Source organism: Pseudomonas brassicacearum (assembly GCF_003732265.1).
In the GTDB taxonomy this organism is placed as follows: domain Bacteria; phylum Pseudomonadota; class Gammaproteobacteria; order Pseudomonadales; family Pseudomonadaceae; genus Aquipseudomonas; species Aquipseudomonas brassicacearum_D.
In genome coordinates this window covers 223,141-238,312 of sequence record NZ_MOBK01000002.1, presented here as the reverse complement: position 1 = coordinate 238,312, position 15,172 = coordinate 223,141, and the positions used below count along the sequence as shown (strand labels likewise).

General features: G+C 59.5%; 15 protein-coding genes. 13 read left to right on the top strand and 2 right to left on the bottom strand.

Going from position 1 to position 15,172, the window contains the following annotated elements; genetic code table 11:
* Positions 1–18: 18 nt before the first annotated feature.
* The 4 genes from BK660_RS07195 to BK660_RS07180 all read left to right on the top strand — a co-directional run bounded on the left by BK660_RS07195 (position 19) and on the right by BK660_RS07180 (position 4,209).
* Positions 19–639 carry a 2-dehydro-3-deoxy-6-phosphogalactonate aldolase gene (locus BK660_RS07195; protein WP_123432733.1) on the top strand — a complete coding sequence of 207 codons (621 nt, stop codon included), beginning with the start codon at positions 19–21 and terminating at the stop codon, positions 637–639.
* Between the two features lie 47 nt (positions 640–686).
* A complete protein-coding gene (dgoD, locus tag BK660_RS07190; protein WP_007903915.1) occupies positions 687–1,835 on the top strand; it encodes a galactonate dehydratase in 1,149 nt (382 codons plus the stop codon).
* A 199-nt stretch (positions 1,836–2,034) separates the two neighbouring features.
* Positions 2,035–3,345, top strand: coding sequence for an MFS transporter (locus BK660_RS07185; protein ID WP_123432732.1), 1,311 nt, complete (start codon positions 2,035–2,037; stop codon positions 3,343–3,345).
* A gap of 60 nt (positions 3,346–3,405) precedes the next feature.
* Positions 3,406–4,209: an IclR family transcriptional regulator gene (locus BK660_RS07180; RefSeq protein WP_123432731.1), complete on the top strand. Its 804-nt coding sequence runs from the start codon at positions 3,406–3,408 to the stop codon at positions 4,207–4,209.
* Here the strand turns inward: BK660_RS07180 and BK660_RS07175 are convergent.
* Entirely contained in the window at positions 4,206–5,258 is a 1,053-nt protein-coding gene (locus BK660_RS07175) for an NAD(P)-dependent alcohol dehydrogenase (RefSeq protein WP_123432730.1), read from the bottom strand. The genes BK660_RS07180 and BK660_RS07175 overlap by 4 nt on opposite strands.
* Positions 5,259–5,448: 190 nt before the next feature.
* On the opposite strand from BK660_RS07175, the gene BK660_RS07170 reads away from it, so the two are divergent.
* Positions 5,449–6,339: an AraC family transcriptional regulator gene (locus tag BK660_RS07170; RefSeq protein ID WP_123432729.1), complete on the top strand. Its 891-nt coding sequence runs from the start codon at positions 5,449–5,451 to the stop codon at positions 6,337–6,339.
* Positions 6,340–6,523: 184 nt separating this feature from the next.
* Here the strand turns inward: BK660_RS07170 and BK660_RS07160 are convergent, their stop codons facing one another.
* Positions 6,524–8,188 (bottom strand): electron transfer flavoprotein-ubiquinone oxidoreductase, encoded by a 1,665-nt coding sequence (locus BK660_RS07160; protein ID WP_123432728.1) that lies wholly within the window; start codon positions 8,186–8,188, stop codon positions 6,524–6,526.
* A gap of 547 nt (positions 8,189–8,735) precedes the next feature.
* Between BK660_RS07160 and BK660_RS07155 the strand changes: the two genes are divergently transcribed.
* The 8 genes from BK660_RS07155 (at position 8,736) to BK660_RS07120 (ending at position 15,137) form a co-directional block, all read left to right on the top strand.
* A complete protein-coding gene (locus BK660_RS07155) occupies positions 8,736–9,485 on the top strand; it encodes an electron transfer flavoprotein subunit beta/FixA family protein (RefSeq protein ID WP_007945693.1) in 750 nt (249 codons plus the stop codon).
* The gene (locus tag BK660_RS07150) at positions 9,486–10,415 is read left to right on the top strand and encodes an electron transfer flavoprotein subunit alpha/FixB family protein (protein ID WP_123432727.1); all 930 of its coding nucleotides are present in this window, start codon (positions 9,486–9,488) and stop codon (positions 10,413–10,415) included. It abuts the gene before it with no gap.
* An 80-nt stretch (positions 10,416–10,495) separates the two neighbouring features.
* Positions 10,496–11,329: a substrate-binding periplasmic protein gene (locus tag BK660_RS07145; RefSeq protein WP_123432726.1), complete on the top strand. Its 834-nt coding sequence runs from the start codon at positions 10,496–10,498 to the stop codon at positions 11,327–11,329.
* A gap of 9 nt (positions 11,330–11,338) precedes the next feature.
* The gene (locus tag BK660_RS07140; RefSeq protein ID WP_027924077.1) at positions 11,339–11,695 is read left to right on the top strand and encodes a DUF4398 domain-containing protein; all 357 of its coding nucleotides are present in this window, start codon (positions 11,339–11,341) and stop codon (positions 11,693–11,695) included.
* Positions 11,692–12,504, top strand: coding sequence for an OmpA family protein (locus BK660_RS07135; protein WP_123432725.1), 813 nt, complete (start codon positions 11,692–11,694; stop codon positions 12,502–12,504). The genes BK660_RS07140 and BK660_RS07135 overlap by 4 nt, the downstream gene beginning before the upstream one ends.
* A 210-nt stretch (positions 12,505–12,714) precedes the next feature.
* Complete coding sequence (locus BK660_RS07130) at positions 12,715–14,154, top strand: aminotransferase-like domain-containing protein (protein ID WP_123432724.1); 1,440 nt, start codon at positions 12,715–12,717, stop codon at positions 14,152–14,154.
* A gap of 89 nt (positions 14,155–14,243) precedes the next feature.
* The gene (locus BK660_RS07125) at positions 14,244–14,717 is read left to right on the top strand and encodes a translation initiation factor 2 (RefSeq protein WP_123432723.1); all 474 of its coding nucleotides are present in this window, start codon (positions 14,244–14,246) and stop codon (positions 14,715–14,717) included.
* A gap of 165 nt (positions 14,718–14,882) precedes the next feature.
* Positions 14,883–15,137: a YkgJ family cysteine cluster protein gene (locus BK660_RS07120; RefSeq protein ID WP_123432722.1), complete on the top strand. Its 255-nt coding sequence runs from the start codon at positions 14,883–14,885 to the stop codon at positions 15,135–15,137.
* Positions 15,138–15,172 lie beyond the last annotated feature (35 nt).

Genomic DNA, 15,172 nt, shown 5'->3' with positions numbered 1-15,172 from the left:
CCTGACTGGAGGTCTGACATGCTCAAACACGCCTTGGCGCAAAACGGCCTGATCGCGATCCTGCGTGGCCTGCGCCCGGAAGAAGCGGCAGCCATCGGCGAAGTCCTGTACGCCGCCGGATTTCGCGTTATTGAAGTGCCGCTCAATTCCCCTGAACCGTACGAAAGTATTCGCGTCCTGCGCAGTACCTTGCCCGCCGATTGCCTGATTGGCGCCGGCACGGTGCTGACACCGGAGCAGGTCGAGCAGGTGAAAGCCGCTGGCGGCCAGGTGATCGTCATGCCGCACAGCGATCCGAAAGTGCTGCGCGCAGCGAAAGCGGCGGGGTTGTTCCTGTCGCCGGGAGTGGCGACACCGACCGAAGCGTTCGCCGCATTGGCCGAAGGCGCGGATGTGCTGAAGATGTTCCCCGCCGAGCAGATGGGGCCGGCGGTCGTCAAAGCCTGGCTCGCGGTATTGCCGGCCGGAACCATTCTGGCGCCGGTCGGCGGGATCACGCCGGACAACATGCAGGTGTTTATCGACGCGGGCGTCAAAGGTTTCGGTCTCGGTTCCGGCTTGTTCAAACCGGGAATGACCCCAGAGGACGTGGCCGTCAATGCCAAGGCCTACGTGGCTGCCTGGAAAGCCCTTCGCTAAGACTTTTTGGCGCTGTGAGCGCTGCCTCTAATAAGAGAGACAAGACAATGAAAATCACCAAACTGACCACCTTCATCGTTCCGCCGCGCTGGTGCTTCCTCAAGGTCGAAACCGACGAGGGCGTGACCGGTTGGGGCGAGCCCGTCGTTGAAGGTCGAGCCCACACCGTTGCGGCTGCCGTTGAAGAATTGTCCGACTACCTGATCGGCAAAGACCCACGCAACATCGAAGACATCTGGACCGTGCTTTATCGCGGCGGTTTCTACCGGGGCGGCGCAATCCACATGAGCGCGTTGGCGGGTATCGATCAGGCGCTGTGGGACATCAAGGGCAAGGCCCTGGGCGTGTCGGTCAGCGATTTGCTCGGTGGCCAGGTGCGCGACAAGATTCGTGTGTATTCGTGGATCGGCGGCGACCGACCAGCAGACACCGCGCGTGCGGCGAAAGAAGCGGTCTCCCGTGGTTTCACGGCGGTGAAAATGAACGGCACCGAAGAACTGCAATTCCTCGACTCCTTCGAGAAAGTCGACCTGGCCCTGGCCAACGTCGCGGCCGTGCGTGACGCGGTCGGGCCGAACGTCGGCATCGGCGTCGACTTCCATGGACGGGTGCACAAGCCGATGGCCAAGGTGCTGATGAAGGAACTCGATCCGTACAAACTGATGTTCATCGAAGAGCCGGTGCTCAGCGAAAACTACGAGGCACTGAAGGAATTGGCGCCGCTGACCAGCACCCCGATTGCCCTCGGTGAGCGGCTGTTCTCGCGCTGGGATTTCAAGCGTGTACTCAGCGAAGGTTACGTCGACATCATCCAGCCGGATGCGTCGCACGCCGGCGGTATTACCGAGACCCGCAAGATCGCCAACATGGCCGAAGCCTACGACGTGGCGCTGGCGCTGCATTGCCCGTTGGGGCCGATTGCGCTGGCGGCGTGCCTGCAACTGGACGCGGTTTGCTACAACGCGTTCATCCAGGAACAGAGCCTGGGCATCCACTACAACGAGAGCAACGACCTGCTCGATTATGTGAAAGATCCGCGGGTGTTTGATTACGACAAAGGCTTCGTGAAGATTCCGAATGGCCCGGGGTTGGGCATCGAGATCAACGAGGAATACGTGATCGAACGCGCGGCGGTCGGCCACCGCTGGCGCAACCCGATCTGGCGCCATGCCGATGGCAGTTTTGCTGAGTGGTGAGAGCTATCCGACTCAACAACACATAACCCCTGTGGGAGCGAGCCTGCTCGCGATTTGGTCGGAACATCAGCATTTAGGGTGACTGACACACTGCTATCGCCAGCAGGCTGGCTCCCACAGTTTGATCTCCATGGACAGGGAGATCTGAGTTCACCCAGTTTCACATCGACCTCAATAAACATAAGAAGAGGCACTCCTCATGCAACCGCAAACCCTTACCGGGCAAGCGTCGTTGGTGACGCCCAGTCGCAAGCGATTTTTCATCATGGTCCTGCTGTTCATCACCGTGGTGATCAACTACCTGGACCGCAGCAACCTCTCCATCGCGGCCCCCGCGCTGACCAGCGAACTGGGCATCGATCCGATCCACGTCGGGCTGATCTTCTCGGCCTTCGGCTGGACCTACGCCGCCATGCAGATCCCCGGTGGCTGGCTGGTGGACCGAGTGCCGCCGCGCATCCTCTACAGCGTCGCCTTGCTGCTGTGGTCGATCGCTACCGTGATGCTCGGTTTCGCCGCCAGCTTCATCGCGCTGTTCGTCTTGCGCATGGCGGTCGGTGCCCTGGAAGCGCCGGCGTACCCGATCAACAGCCGCGTGGTCACCACCTGGTTCCCCGAACGCGAACGCGCCACGGCCATCGGTTTCTACACCTCCGGGCAGTTTGTCGGCCTGGCCTTCCTGACGCCGGTTCTGGCATGGCTTCAGCATGAATTCGGCTGGCACATGGTATTCGTCAGCACCGGTGCGGTGGGCATTCTGTGGGCGGTGATCTGGTACGCGGTGTACCGCGAGCCCCGGGATTTCAAAGGCGCCAACGACGCTGAAATCGACCTGATCCGCGAGGGCGGCGGGTTGGTGGATATCCAGGCCGAGCAAGCCAAGGTCAAAGCGAAATTCAGCTGGACCGACCTCGGCATTGTCCTGACCAAACGCAAGCTGTGGGGCATCTACCTCGGCCAGTTCTGCCTTAATTCGACGCTGTGGTTTTTCCTGACGTGGTTCCCGACCTACCTGGTGAAGTATCGCGGCATGGACTTCATCAAGTCCGGCCTGCTGGCGTCGCTGCCGTTTCTCGCGGCCTTCGTCGGCGTGTTGTGCTCAGGGTTCTTCTCCGACTTCCTGATCCGTCGCGGCTACACGGTGGGTTTCGCTCGCAAGCTGCCGATCATTGGCGGCCTGCTGATTTCCACCTCGATCATCGGCGCCAACTTCGTCGAGTCGACGCCGTTGGTGATTGCCTTTCTGGCACTGGCGTTCTTCGGCAACGGGCTGGCGTCGATCACCTGGTCACTGGTTTCAACCTTGGCACCCGCGCGTTTGCTGGGACTGACCGGTGGGGTGTTCAACTTCATCGGCAACCTGTCGGCGATTACCACGCCGATTGTCATCGGTTTCCTGGCGACCGGTGATTCGTTTGCCCCGGCGATTACCTACATCTCGGTGCTGGCATTGATTGGCGCGCTTTCCTACATCTTGCTGGTGGGCAAAGTCGAGCGTATCAAGTTGTAGTGGCAGGCATCGGGCGACCATAATGCCGCCCGTTCACTCGCTCAACGGTAAAGGCTGGATATGCAGGAAGACGCCCCAAAAATCGCCAAGGACGCCGCCCCGACCGGCACCCAGACCCTGCTTCGTGGTCTGGGTGTGGTTCAGGCCGTGGCCAGTGGCGCCCGCGATCTCAAGGAAATCGCCCGGCTGATCGGCACGACGCGCAGCACCACCCATCGTCTGGCCAGTTGCCTGGTGGACGAGCGTTACCTGCGTGTGGTGCCACAAGTCGGTTATCTGTTGGGGCCGAAGCTGATCGAACTGGGTTTCCAGGCGCGCGAAGAGTTGCCGCTGGTGACGTTGGCCGGGCCGTATCTGGATGAGCTGTCGGCGTTGACCGGCGACACCATTCACCTGGCGATCCGCGAAGGCGACGAGGTGCTGTACCTGCACAAGAATCCTGGGCGCAACGGCCCGGAAATGCGTTCGCGGGTCGGCCATCGCATGCCGTTGGCGCGCACCGGGATCGGCAAGGCCTTGATGCTCGATGACTCGCAGGAAGAATGGCAGCGGCTGTACGAAGTCAGCTTGCCGGCGGGTGGGAAAAATCTGTTTTGGCCGCAGCACCCGGAGCAATCCTGGGAGCAGTTTCAGCAGCGCATGGTCGAGTATGTGGCGGGCGGTTACGCCTTCGATCTGGAAGACAACGAACCGTCGATCCGTTGTGTGGCGGCGCCGATCCGTGATGCCAGCAAGCGTATTGTCGCCGGCATCAGCATCGCCAGCACCGTGCCATATATGCCGCTGGAAAAAATGGCCGAGCTGATTCCCCTGATCAAGGGGGTCACAGCCCGGCTCTCGGCAGAGCTTGGCTTGAAGGTTTAGACCTTCAAGGTCGCCATGTCGATCACGAAGCGGTACTTCACATCTCCGGCGATCATGCGGGCGTAAGCCTCGTTGATCTGGCGGATATCGAGCATTTCGATGTCGCAGGTGATGTTGTGTTCGGCGCAGAAATCCAGCACTTCCTGGGTTTCTGCAATGCCACCGATCAGCGAACCGGCCAGTACCCGACGGCCCAACACCAGTTTGGCGGCGTGGACTGGTGGATCGATCGGTTCGATCAGGCCCACCAGAATGTGCACGCCGTCGAAACGCAGGGTGTCGAGGTACGGATTGAGGTCGTGCTGCACCGGAATGGTGTCGAGCAGGAAGTCGAAGTAGCCGGCAGCGGCTTTCATCTGCTCGGCATCGGTGGACACGATCACGTGGTCCGCACCCTGGCGACGACCTTCTTCGGCTTTGCTCGCCGAGCGGGTGAACAGCGTCACTTCGGCGCCCATCGCCTTGGCGAACTTGATGCCCATGTGGCCGAGGCCGCCCATGCCGAGGATCCCGACCTTGTCACCGGCCTTGACCCCGTAGTGCTTGAGCGGCGAGTAGGTGGTGATGCCGGCACAGAGGATCGGCGCGGCGCTGGCCAGCGCAAGTTTTTCCGGGATGCGCACGACAAAGTGCTCGCTGACCACGATGCTGTCGGAATAGCCGCCCATGGTGTTGCTGCCATCGACCCGGTCCGGGGTGGCGTAGGTCATGGTTGGACCTTCGAGGCAGTATTGCTCGAGGTTGGACTGGCAGGCTTCGCAGCTGCGGCAGGAATCGACCATGCAGCCGACACCGACCAGATCGCCGATTTTGTGCCGGGTCACGTTCGCACCGATGGCGGTGACTTTGCCGACGATCTCGTGGCCGGGCATCAGCGGGTAAACGGCAATGCCCCACTCGTTGCGGGCCTGGTGGATGTCGGAGTGGCAGACGCCGCAGTAGAGGATTTCGATCGCCACGTCATCGGCCCGAGGGCTGCGGCGTTCGAATTTCACGGGGGCGAGGGGAGTGGTGGCCGACTGGGCGGCGTATCCGATGGCGGTGTACATGAGGAACCTCGCAAAAGCAGTGACAGGTGAGGCGGTGCATTCTGGGCGCCGCACCTGGCACCGGCCATGGCGATTCCTCCGGGTGTCATGCCTATTCCTCCGGCATCCACGTTGGATTGATCAAATGCGCGGTCAGACCTGCGAAGATGCTTTCATCCCTTTTTCCGCGACATTTTTGTGAAGAGCTCCCATGTTGTTGACCCGTCATCTCGATGCCAATGCCACGCTGGTTTCGCTGATCCAGCCGCTGACCACTCGCGACGGCTTCGCGCCCACCGCGTTGCCGGGTGTGCAGGTGTTGCGTGCCAGTTGCGATGTGGCCCGTGGTCCGCAGATCTATGAGCCGAGCCTGGTCATCATCGTCCAGGGCAGCAAACTGGCGTACCTGGGGCCGCGTACGCTGGAGTATGGCGCCGGGCATTATCTGATCCAGGCGTTGCCGGTGCCGTTCGAGTGCGAAACCTTTGCCGCGCCGGAAGGGCCAATGCTGGGGATTTCCATCGCGATCGACCGGACGTTGCTCGGCGAATTGGTGTTGGCCATGGGGTTGGTGGCGGGGCGCACTATTGCGGCGCAGACACTGGAGTCGATGACCTCGACGGTGCTCGACGACGCGATGCGCGGGTGTGTGGAACGGTTGCTGCGCTGCCTGCACGATCCGCTGGAATGCCAGGTCATGGGCCAGGCGCGATTGCGTGAGTTGTTGTTCGTCGCGTTGCGCGGGCCGCAAGCCGATGTGTTGCGCGCACTGGTGGAGCAGCAGGGGCAATTCGCCCGGGTCGCGGCTTCGCTCAGTCATCTGCATGCGCACTACACCGAACCGCTGAATGTCGAGACGCTGGCCAGTTGCGCGAACATGAGTGCTTCGACGTTTCATGAGCATTTCAAACGCAGCACGTTGTTGTCGCCGGTGCAGTATCTGAAGCGCTTGCGTTTGCTCAAGGCGCAGCAGTTGTTGGTGTCCGAGGGCCTGGGCGTGGCGCAGGTGGCGCATCGGGTCGGGTATCAGAGCACGTCGCAGTTCAGTCGGGAGTACAAGCGCTACTTTGAGCGTAATCCGGGAGACGAACGCGCTGCGTGATCCACCGAAAATCCAATGTGGGAGCGGGCTTGCTCGCGAATGCGGTGTGTCTGTCGACATCAATGTTGAATGATCAACCGCTTTCGCGAGCAAGCCCGCTCCCACATTTTTTTTGTGGTGTCATCGGAATCGCGGGCAACAAAAAGGCCCCCACTTCGGGAGCCTTGATGTTCAGGCGTTCAACTTACATGTTCGGGTAAGTCGGGCCGCCAGCACCTTCCGGTGTCACCCAGGTGATGTTCTGTGCAGGGTCCTTGATGTCGCAGGTCTTGCAGTGAACACAGTTCTGGGCGTTGATCTGGAAGCGCTTCTCGCCGTCTTCTTTGGTGATCACTTCGTACACGCCGGCCGGGCAGTAACGCTGCGCGGGTTCATCGTACAGCGGCAGGTTTTTGCTGATCGGGATGCTCGGGTCGGTCAGCTTCAAGTGGCAAGGCTGTTCTTCTTCGTGGTTGGTGCCGGAGATGAACACCGAACTGAGTTTGTCGAAGCTGATCTTGCCGTCCGGTTTCGGGTAGTCGATTTTCTTGCAGTCGGCCGCCAGCTTCAGGCAAGCGTAATCCGGCTTGGTGTCGTGCAAGGTGAACGGCAGTTTGCCGCCGAAGATGTTCTGGTCCAGCCAGTTGAAACCGCCGCCGACGATGGCGCCGAACTTGTGGATCGCCGGACCGAAGTTGCGGCTGGCGAACAGTTCATCGTAGAGCCAGCTCTTCTTGAACGCGTCGACGTAAGAGGTCAGCTCTTCGGTGCCGTCTTTCTCGGCGAACAGTGCTTCGGCCACGGATTCAGCGGCGAGCATGCCGGACTTCATCGCGGTGTGGCTGCCTTTGATCTTGGCGAAGTTCAGGGTGCCGAGGTCGCAACCGATCAGCGCGCCGCCCTTGAAGACCATTTTCGGCAGCGAGTTCAGGCCGCCTTTGCAGATGGCACGGGCGCCGTAGCTGACGCGTTTGCCGCCTTCCAGGTACTGCTTGAGCACCGGGTGGTGCTTGAGGCGCTGGAACTCGTCGAACGGCGACAGGTAAGTGTTGCTGTAGGACAGATCGACGATCAGACCGACGACCACCTGGTTGTTTTCCAGGTGATAGAGGAACGAGCCCCCGGTGTTCTCGGTGCCCATGATGTCCAGCGGCCAACCGGCGGTGTGAACCACCAGGCCTGGCTGGTGCTTGGCCGGGTCGATGTCCCAGATTTCTTTCAGGCCGATGCCGTAGTGCTGGGCGTCGGCTTCGCTGTCGAGGTTGAAACGCTTGATCAGTTGCTTGCCGATGTGGCCACGGCAGCCCTCGGCGAACAGCGTGTACTTGCCACGCAGTTCCATGCCCGGGGTGTACAGGCCCTCTTTCGGATGGCCTTCGCGGTCAACGCCCAGGTCACCGGTGATGATTCCGCGAACCACGCCGTTCTCGTCGATCAGCGCTTCCTGGGCCGCGAAGCCCGGGTAGATTTCTACGCCCAGGTTCTCGGCCTGCTGAGCCAGCCAGCGGCACAGGTTGCCCAGGGAGATGATGTAGTTGCCTTCGTTGTGCATGGTCTTGGGCACAAAGAGGTCAGGAATCTTTTGCGCGCTTTCAGCGTTCTTGAGAACGAAGATGTCATCGCGGGTGACCGGCGTGTTCAGCGGCGCACCAAGTTCTTTCCAGTCCGGGAACAGTTCGTTCAGGGCGCGTGGTTCGAACACGGCACCGGACAGGATGTGAGCACCGACTTCGGAGCCTTTTTCGACCACGCAGACGCTGATTTCCTTACCGGCTTCAGCAGCCTTCTGCTTCAAGCGGCAGGCAGCGGAAAGACCAGCGGGGCCGGCACCGACGATGACGACGTCGAATTCCATGTATTCGCGTTCCACAGGTTATCTCCTACTCAAGGCTCAACAGTTTTTTTTCTAATTGGAGGTTTGGTGTCGCATCCATGAATCCCAGCGCAATGCTGGGAGGGGACAATCGATTAGTCACCTTTCTCTCTGGGTGGCGCATTATATCTACACCACTCCTAGCGTCCAATACAAACGTTTGTTTGAATTGGCTCAAAGCCAGAGAAATCAAAGTCACGCGGCTTACGAACGGCCATTTTGCCGTATTGACCGGAATAGGCGTTCCGGTCAAGATACGGTCGGTTTTGCGCTCGCCGTAGGCTGACTGTTGGTTTCAAGAGCACCTCTAAAGACAGGGCGATGGCAGTGGGAAGTGATGCGCAGCGCAAGTTTGGCTCGCAGTTTACACGCCGCGATATTGAATGACTCGTTGGTCACCACTGACGAACGGTCATGCACTTCATGAGCGATGGTCACTTGACACGTTTGCCGGCGTTTTTAGAGGTGCCCTTGCGCCCGATGAGCATCAACCGCCAGGTTCGCCTAGGCGACTTTCTTTTCACCGGAGAGTAACGAGGAATCCATGAAGGTTCTTGTAGCTGTCAAACGCGTTGTGGATTACAACGTCAAGGTCCGCGTCAAGGCGGACAATTCCGGCGTCGATCTTGCCAACGTCAAGATGTCGATGAACCCGTTCTGCGAAATCGCAGTGGAAGAAGCCGTACGCCTGAAAGAGAAAGGCGTTGCGACTGAAATCGTCGTCGTCTCCGTCGGCCCGTCCACTGCTCAAGAGCAACTGCGCACCGCGCTGGCTCTGGGTGCCGACCGCGCCATCCTCGTCGAATCTGCCGAAGACCTGACTTCGCTGGCCGTTGCCAAACTGTTGAAAGCTGTTGTCGACAAGGAACAGCCTCAGCTGGTGATCCTTGGCAAACAAGCCATCGACAGCGACAACAACCAGACTGGCCAGATGCTCGCTGCACTGAGCGGCTACGGTCAGGGCACGTTCGCTTCGAAAGTCGAAATCAGCGGCGACAGCGTTGCCGTGACTCGCGAAGTCGACGGCGGCGCGCAGACAGTTTCCCTGAAACTGCCGGCCATCGTCACCACCGACCTGCGTTTGAACGAGCCGCGCTACGCGTCCCTGCCAAACATCATGAAAGCCAAGAAGAAGCCTCTCGAAGTGCTGACTCCGGACGCTTTGGGCGTTTCCACCGCCTCTACCAACAAGACCGTGAAAGTCGAAGCGCCTGCTGCACGCAGCGCGGGTATCAAGGTCAAGTCGGTGGCTGAACTGGTCGAGAAACTGAAAAACGAAGCGAAGGTAATCTAAATGACTATCTTGGTTATTGCTGAACACGACAACAAAGTAGTGGCCCCGGCCACACTGAACACCGTGGCTGCCGCTGCCAAAATCGGTGGCGACATCCACGTTCTGGTTGCAGGCCAGGGCGTTGGCGCCGTGGCTGAAGCCGCTGCGAAAATCGCTGGCGTGAGCAAAGTATTGGTAGCTGACAACGCTGCCTACGCTCACCAACTGCCGGAAAACGTAGCGCCGCTGGTTGCAGAGTTGGGCAAGGGCTACAGCCACATCCTGGCTGCCGCGACTTCCAACGGCAAAAACATCCTGCCGCGCGTTGCCGCTCAGCTGGACGTTGACCAGATCTCCGAGATCATCTCGGTCGAAAGCGCTGACACTTTCAAGCGTCCGATCTACGCCGGTAACGCCATCGCTACCGTTCAGTCCAACGCTTCGGTGAAAGTCATCACCGTGCGTGCCACCGGTTTCGACCCGGTTGCTGCTGAAGGTGGTTCGGCTGCCGTTGAATCCGTTGCTGCTGCTCACGACGCTGGCACTTCGAGCTTCGTTGGCGAAGAACTGGCCAAGTCCGATCGTCCGGAACTGACCGCTGCCAAAATCGTCGTTTCCGGCGGTCGTGGCATGCAGAACGGCGACAACTTCAAACACCTGTACGCCCTGGCTGACAAGCTGGGCGCTGCTGTCGGTGCTTCCCGCGCCGCGGTCGACGCAGGTTTCGTACCCAACGACATGCAGGTCGGTCAGACCGGCAAGATCGTTGCTCCACAGCTGTACATCGCGGTCGGTATCTCCGGCGCGATCCAGCACCTGGCCGGCATGAAAGACTCCAAAGTGATCGTTGCGATCAACAAGGACGAAGAAGCGCCGATCTTCCAGGTGGCCGATTACGGCCTGGTGGCAGACCTGTTCGAAGCAATCCCCGAGTTCGAGAAGCTGGTCTAATCCAGCGGCCTGACTTATAAAGAGCCCGTCCTTTTGGTCGGGCTTTTTTTTGTTCCGGATTTGAGTGGGAGAGTGTCGCCATGGATCTGCGCCGCGTGTGTGGCTGGTCGTTACTGCTGGGCCTGACGATGTTGCCGACCTTGTCCAATGCCGCGGGCAAGTGCGATCGATTGATCGTGACCGGCAGCCCGGACGCGCCACCGTATTTGTGGCAAGACCCGCAAAATCCTAAAAAGCTGATCGGTGCCAGTGCTGACCTGTTGCAGCAAGTGGCGGGGGAGTTGGGTATCAAGGTCGAGTTGCTGTATGCCGGCAAACGCTCCCAGGCGCTCGACGAAGTACGCAGCGGGCGCATGGACATGCTGGCCGACGCGCCGTTGACCGTCAGCGAACTGGAAGCCCTGGATTACATTCATCCACCGCTGCTGGAAAACGACTACCTCGTCTGGACCCGCAAAGACTCGGCATTGGTCTACAACCAGGCCCAGGACCTCCACGGCCATCCCGGCGCATTGTCGGAAAAGTCTCGAATGACCCCGGCATTCGGCACTTTTGCCGATCAGCAATTGACCCTCACCCGTACGCCCAACCTGACCCAGGCCTTTCAGAAATTGCTCTTGGGTGAGGTCGAATTTGTTCTCGCCGGACGCTACTCCGGCATGGCAGCCGCGCAGGCGCTAAGTATGGCCAACGACCTGATCCCCCGTGCCGAGCCGATTGATAAACCCGGTCTGTACCTCGCGGTTTCCCATAACTCCGCCTGCAACGATCCGTGGTTGCGCGGACAGCTGGCCAAAAAGATGACAGAATTGCCCGCCTCAGGACTGACGGACGCCGCGTTGCAACGCAATATCGAGCGTTGGAAAGCGCAGCAACAGCAGCAGCAACAACCTGTCAGTGCCCCAAAACAGTAGGGATTCTTTGTGAGTATTCGACCTCTTTTCGCTGCCCTGGCCGTTCTGGCTCTGGCGGGTTGTGCAGCCGATCCGGCGCCGAATGAACAGATTCGCCTGACCGAACAGGCACTCGTCCAGGCCAAAGCCGTGGGCGCCACTGCCGACGACATGCCGGAAATGAAACTGGCCGAGGAAAAATTCGCCCGTGCCCAAAGCAACATGACCGAGCAGTCCTACAAACATGCGCGCATGCGGGCCGAGCAGGCCGAGCTGGACGCGCGCCTGGCCGAAGCCAAGGTGCTGACCCTCAAGAGCGAGGAGCAATTGAACGTGCTCAATACCCGCATCACTCGTCTGCGCAAGCAACTGGGAGATGCCCAATGAGCCTCAAGTCTAAAGCGCTCGGCAGCTTGATCCTTGCCGGTTGCGCCAGCCTGTATGGCTGCGCCGGCCAGCACAGTGAAGCGGCTTTGCAAGAAGCGGGCGCCGACTTCCAGAAGGTCAAGGAAGATTCCAATGTGCTGCGCATCGCTCCAAAAGACGTGATCCGCGCCGGTGAGTCGCTGGCCCGCGCCGATCGTCTGTCCAGCTATTGGGGCAGCGGTTCGGACGTGGTGCATTACGCCTACCTGAGCCAGCGCTACAGCGAAATTGCCCGGGAACACACCAATCTGGTGCTCAACGAAGAGCGCGCGGCGAAGCTTGAACTGGAGCGTCAGCGTCTGCAACTGGCGCTGCGTGAATCCAAACTGCTCAGCGTTCAGCAGCAGGGCAAGTGGCTCGAAGAGCAGATTGTCGCGCTGGCGACCACCCAGACGGATCGTGGTCTGGTGATGACCTTGGGCGATGTGCTGTTCGATACCGGCGAAGCCGAGCTGAAAAATTCGGCGAACCGTGTGGTGCTGAAGATTGTTCAGTTCCTGCAGCTCAATCCGAAACGCGTGGTGCGGATCGAAGGTTATACCGACAGCACCGGCGGCAAGCAGGACAACCTCAAGCTGTCCCGTGACCGTGCGCAATCGGTGGCTGACGTCCTGATGGACCTGGGCATCGATGATAAACGCATCCAGGTCGAAGGCTACGGCGATGAATACCCGGTGGACGTGAACGCTTCCGAGCGTGGACGTGCGCAGAACCGTAGGGTGGAAATTGTGTTCTCCGACGAAAAAGGCCAGCTCGGCGCCGCCCGCTAAGGGTTGCGTCACTGGAAAACCCGGCCTGCCAGACAGCGCCGGGTTTTTTTTCGTCTGCTATTTGCTAGGTTTATCGCAAAAAGCAGTACAGATTTTGCTGACACTGCACTGTACGGTCGACTATTGTGGCAACTGTCCCAGTACACTTCTAAACTGTTCCGGTATTGTTTCACACAAGAATAAAATGCCCGTGAAATCGAGTGCTGCGTCATGACCAATCTCTTGCTCTACCAACGTATTGCTCAACAACTGGCCGAAGACATCCGCCGTGGTGTCTATCAACCGGGGGAGCGCGTGCCTTCGGTGCGCAAGATGAGCTCGCAGCTCAACGTCAGCCATGCGACGGTGTTGCAGGCGTATGCCAATCTTGAAGATCAGGGGCTGATCCGCGCCCGGCCGCAGTCGGGGTACTACGTTCACCAGACGCCGGCCCTGACCGCGCCGACACCGGACATCGCCCGGGTCGAGCGTCCTGGGCTGGTCACGCGCAGCAGCATCATTCAACAAGTGTTGGTCGAGTCCCGCCGCGAGGGTGTTTTTCCGTTGGGTGCCGCAGTGCCCAGTGTCGATTACTTGCCGGTGCGGGCGCTGCATCAGCAACTGGCCAAAGTCACCCGTTTCCATAGCCCGCGTGCTTTCAGCTACATGTTCAGCCCCGGGTTTGAACCGTTGCGCCGACAAGTGGCGATCCGCATGCGCGATGCCGGTGTGGTGGTCGATCCTTCCGAAGTGGTCATCACCCATGGCTGCGTCGATGCGTTGCAGATGTCACTGCGCGTATTGACCCGGCCGGGCGATCTGATTGCCGCCGAATCGCCGACGTATTACGGTCTGCTGCAACTGGCTGACTTGCTCGGCCTCAAAGTCATCGAAATCCCCAGTGATCCCGCCACCGGCATGAGCCTTGAAGCGCTGCAACTGGCGGCCAACCAATGGTCGATCAAGGCGTTGGTGCTGACCACGCGCCTGAGCAATCCATTGGGTGGGACCATGCCCGAGGAGCGGCAGAAACAATTGCTGCGCCTGGCGTCGGATTTCGACATCCAGATTGTCGAAGACGATATCTACGGCGAACTGATGTTCGAGCAGGGACGCACCAAATCGCTCAAGGCCTATGACCGGCTGGATCGGGTCATCTATTGTTCAAGCTTCTCCAAAACCCTGTCGCCGGGCGTGCGGATCGGCTGGATGATTGCCGGCAAATACCAGCAGGAAATCCAGCGCTTGCAGACGTTCAGTACCCATTCGGCCTGCAGCGTCACGCAAATGGGCATTGCGGCGTATCTGGAAAACGGTGGTTACGACCGACATTTGCGCTACATCCGCCAGGAATACCGCAAGAACCTCAGCGCCTTCCAGCTGGCCGTCCAGCAATACTTCCCCGAAGGCACGCAGATGACCCGGCCTACCGGTGGTTTCATTTTGTGGGTCAGTTTGCCGGGGCGCGTCAACACCCAGGAATTGCACGTACGGGCGTTGCAGCAAGGCATCAGTATTGCGCCGGGGCTTATCTTCAGTAACACCGAGCAGTTCAATCACTGCATTCGGCTCAACTGCGGCACACCCTGGAACCGTGAAGCCGAGCGTGCGTTGATGACGTTGGGCATGCTGGCGACGCAACTTTGCCAGGAGACGGCCGGCGGCTTCTGAGCAGTCGGGTGGCTCGTTCTCGGCGGAGCTTGTCATGTGGCGCGCAACAGGCGAGCATATGGCCCTCTGCCGTTATTGCTGTTGGGTTCATGAAGCCGATTTTTCCTGCCGTCTGCCTGTTTCTTTGCCTGCTGATGACCGTTCACGCTGAAGGCGTCATGGCAGCGGCTGCCCAGGAAAAACCTGCCGCCAGCGCAAGCGAGAAAAAAACGGTGCCTGCCAAAAAAGCCGCGGCCGTGAAAAAGCCAACACCGGCGGTGAAAAAGCGTCCGCCTATCGCCTCCAAGTCGAAAGCGCCCAGCGAAGTGGTGAAAACCCAACTGCCTCCGGTCAAACTTGATTTGAGACTGCCGCCGCAAATGGCCCAGGAACTGAAACCGATCGGCACCGTGCCGCTGCCCAGACACGATGCGGTGCTGCCACAGATGTTTGGCGAAAAGTCTGGCAGTAGTCCGTTTCAGCTCAACGGTCGGCTGCTCAGTAACGAAATGCAGTTACAGCTGCGCAATGAAGAGCGCCGGGAAGTTGAAGGCGCGGCACTGGATTTCGAGTTCAAGCAGTAAATCGTTCCCATCCGTGAGCCGCTGGCCAGACGCTTTGTCGGAGACTGGTCAGTCACGCTGGTTTGAACGAAAAAACCCCGGTCCGGGTAATTTTAAACAACTGTTTTAGCGGTTACTCTGTGTCCCGTCCTTTTACACATCACACCTCGTGAGGAGCTCGTCGTCATGAAATGCCGTGAAGGCTGTGGCGCCTGTTGCATTGCCCCTTCCATCAGTTCACCGATTCCCGGTATGCCCAATGGCAAAGCCGCTGGTGAACGTTGCGTGCAACTTTCGGTCGATAACCTGTGCAACATCTTCGGCAAGCCCGAACGCCCCGCAGTGTGTTCGGCATTTGAAGCCGATATCGAAGTGTGCGGCAGCAGCAGTGACGAGGCGATCAAACTGCTGGGATGGTGGGAGCAGATGACGGCGGCGTGATGTGTTCAAACAACGGAACTTCAACAATAAGGAAT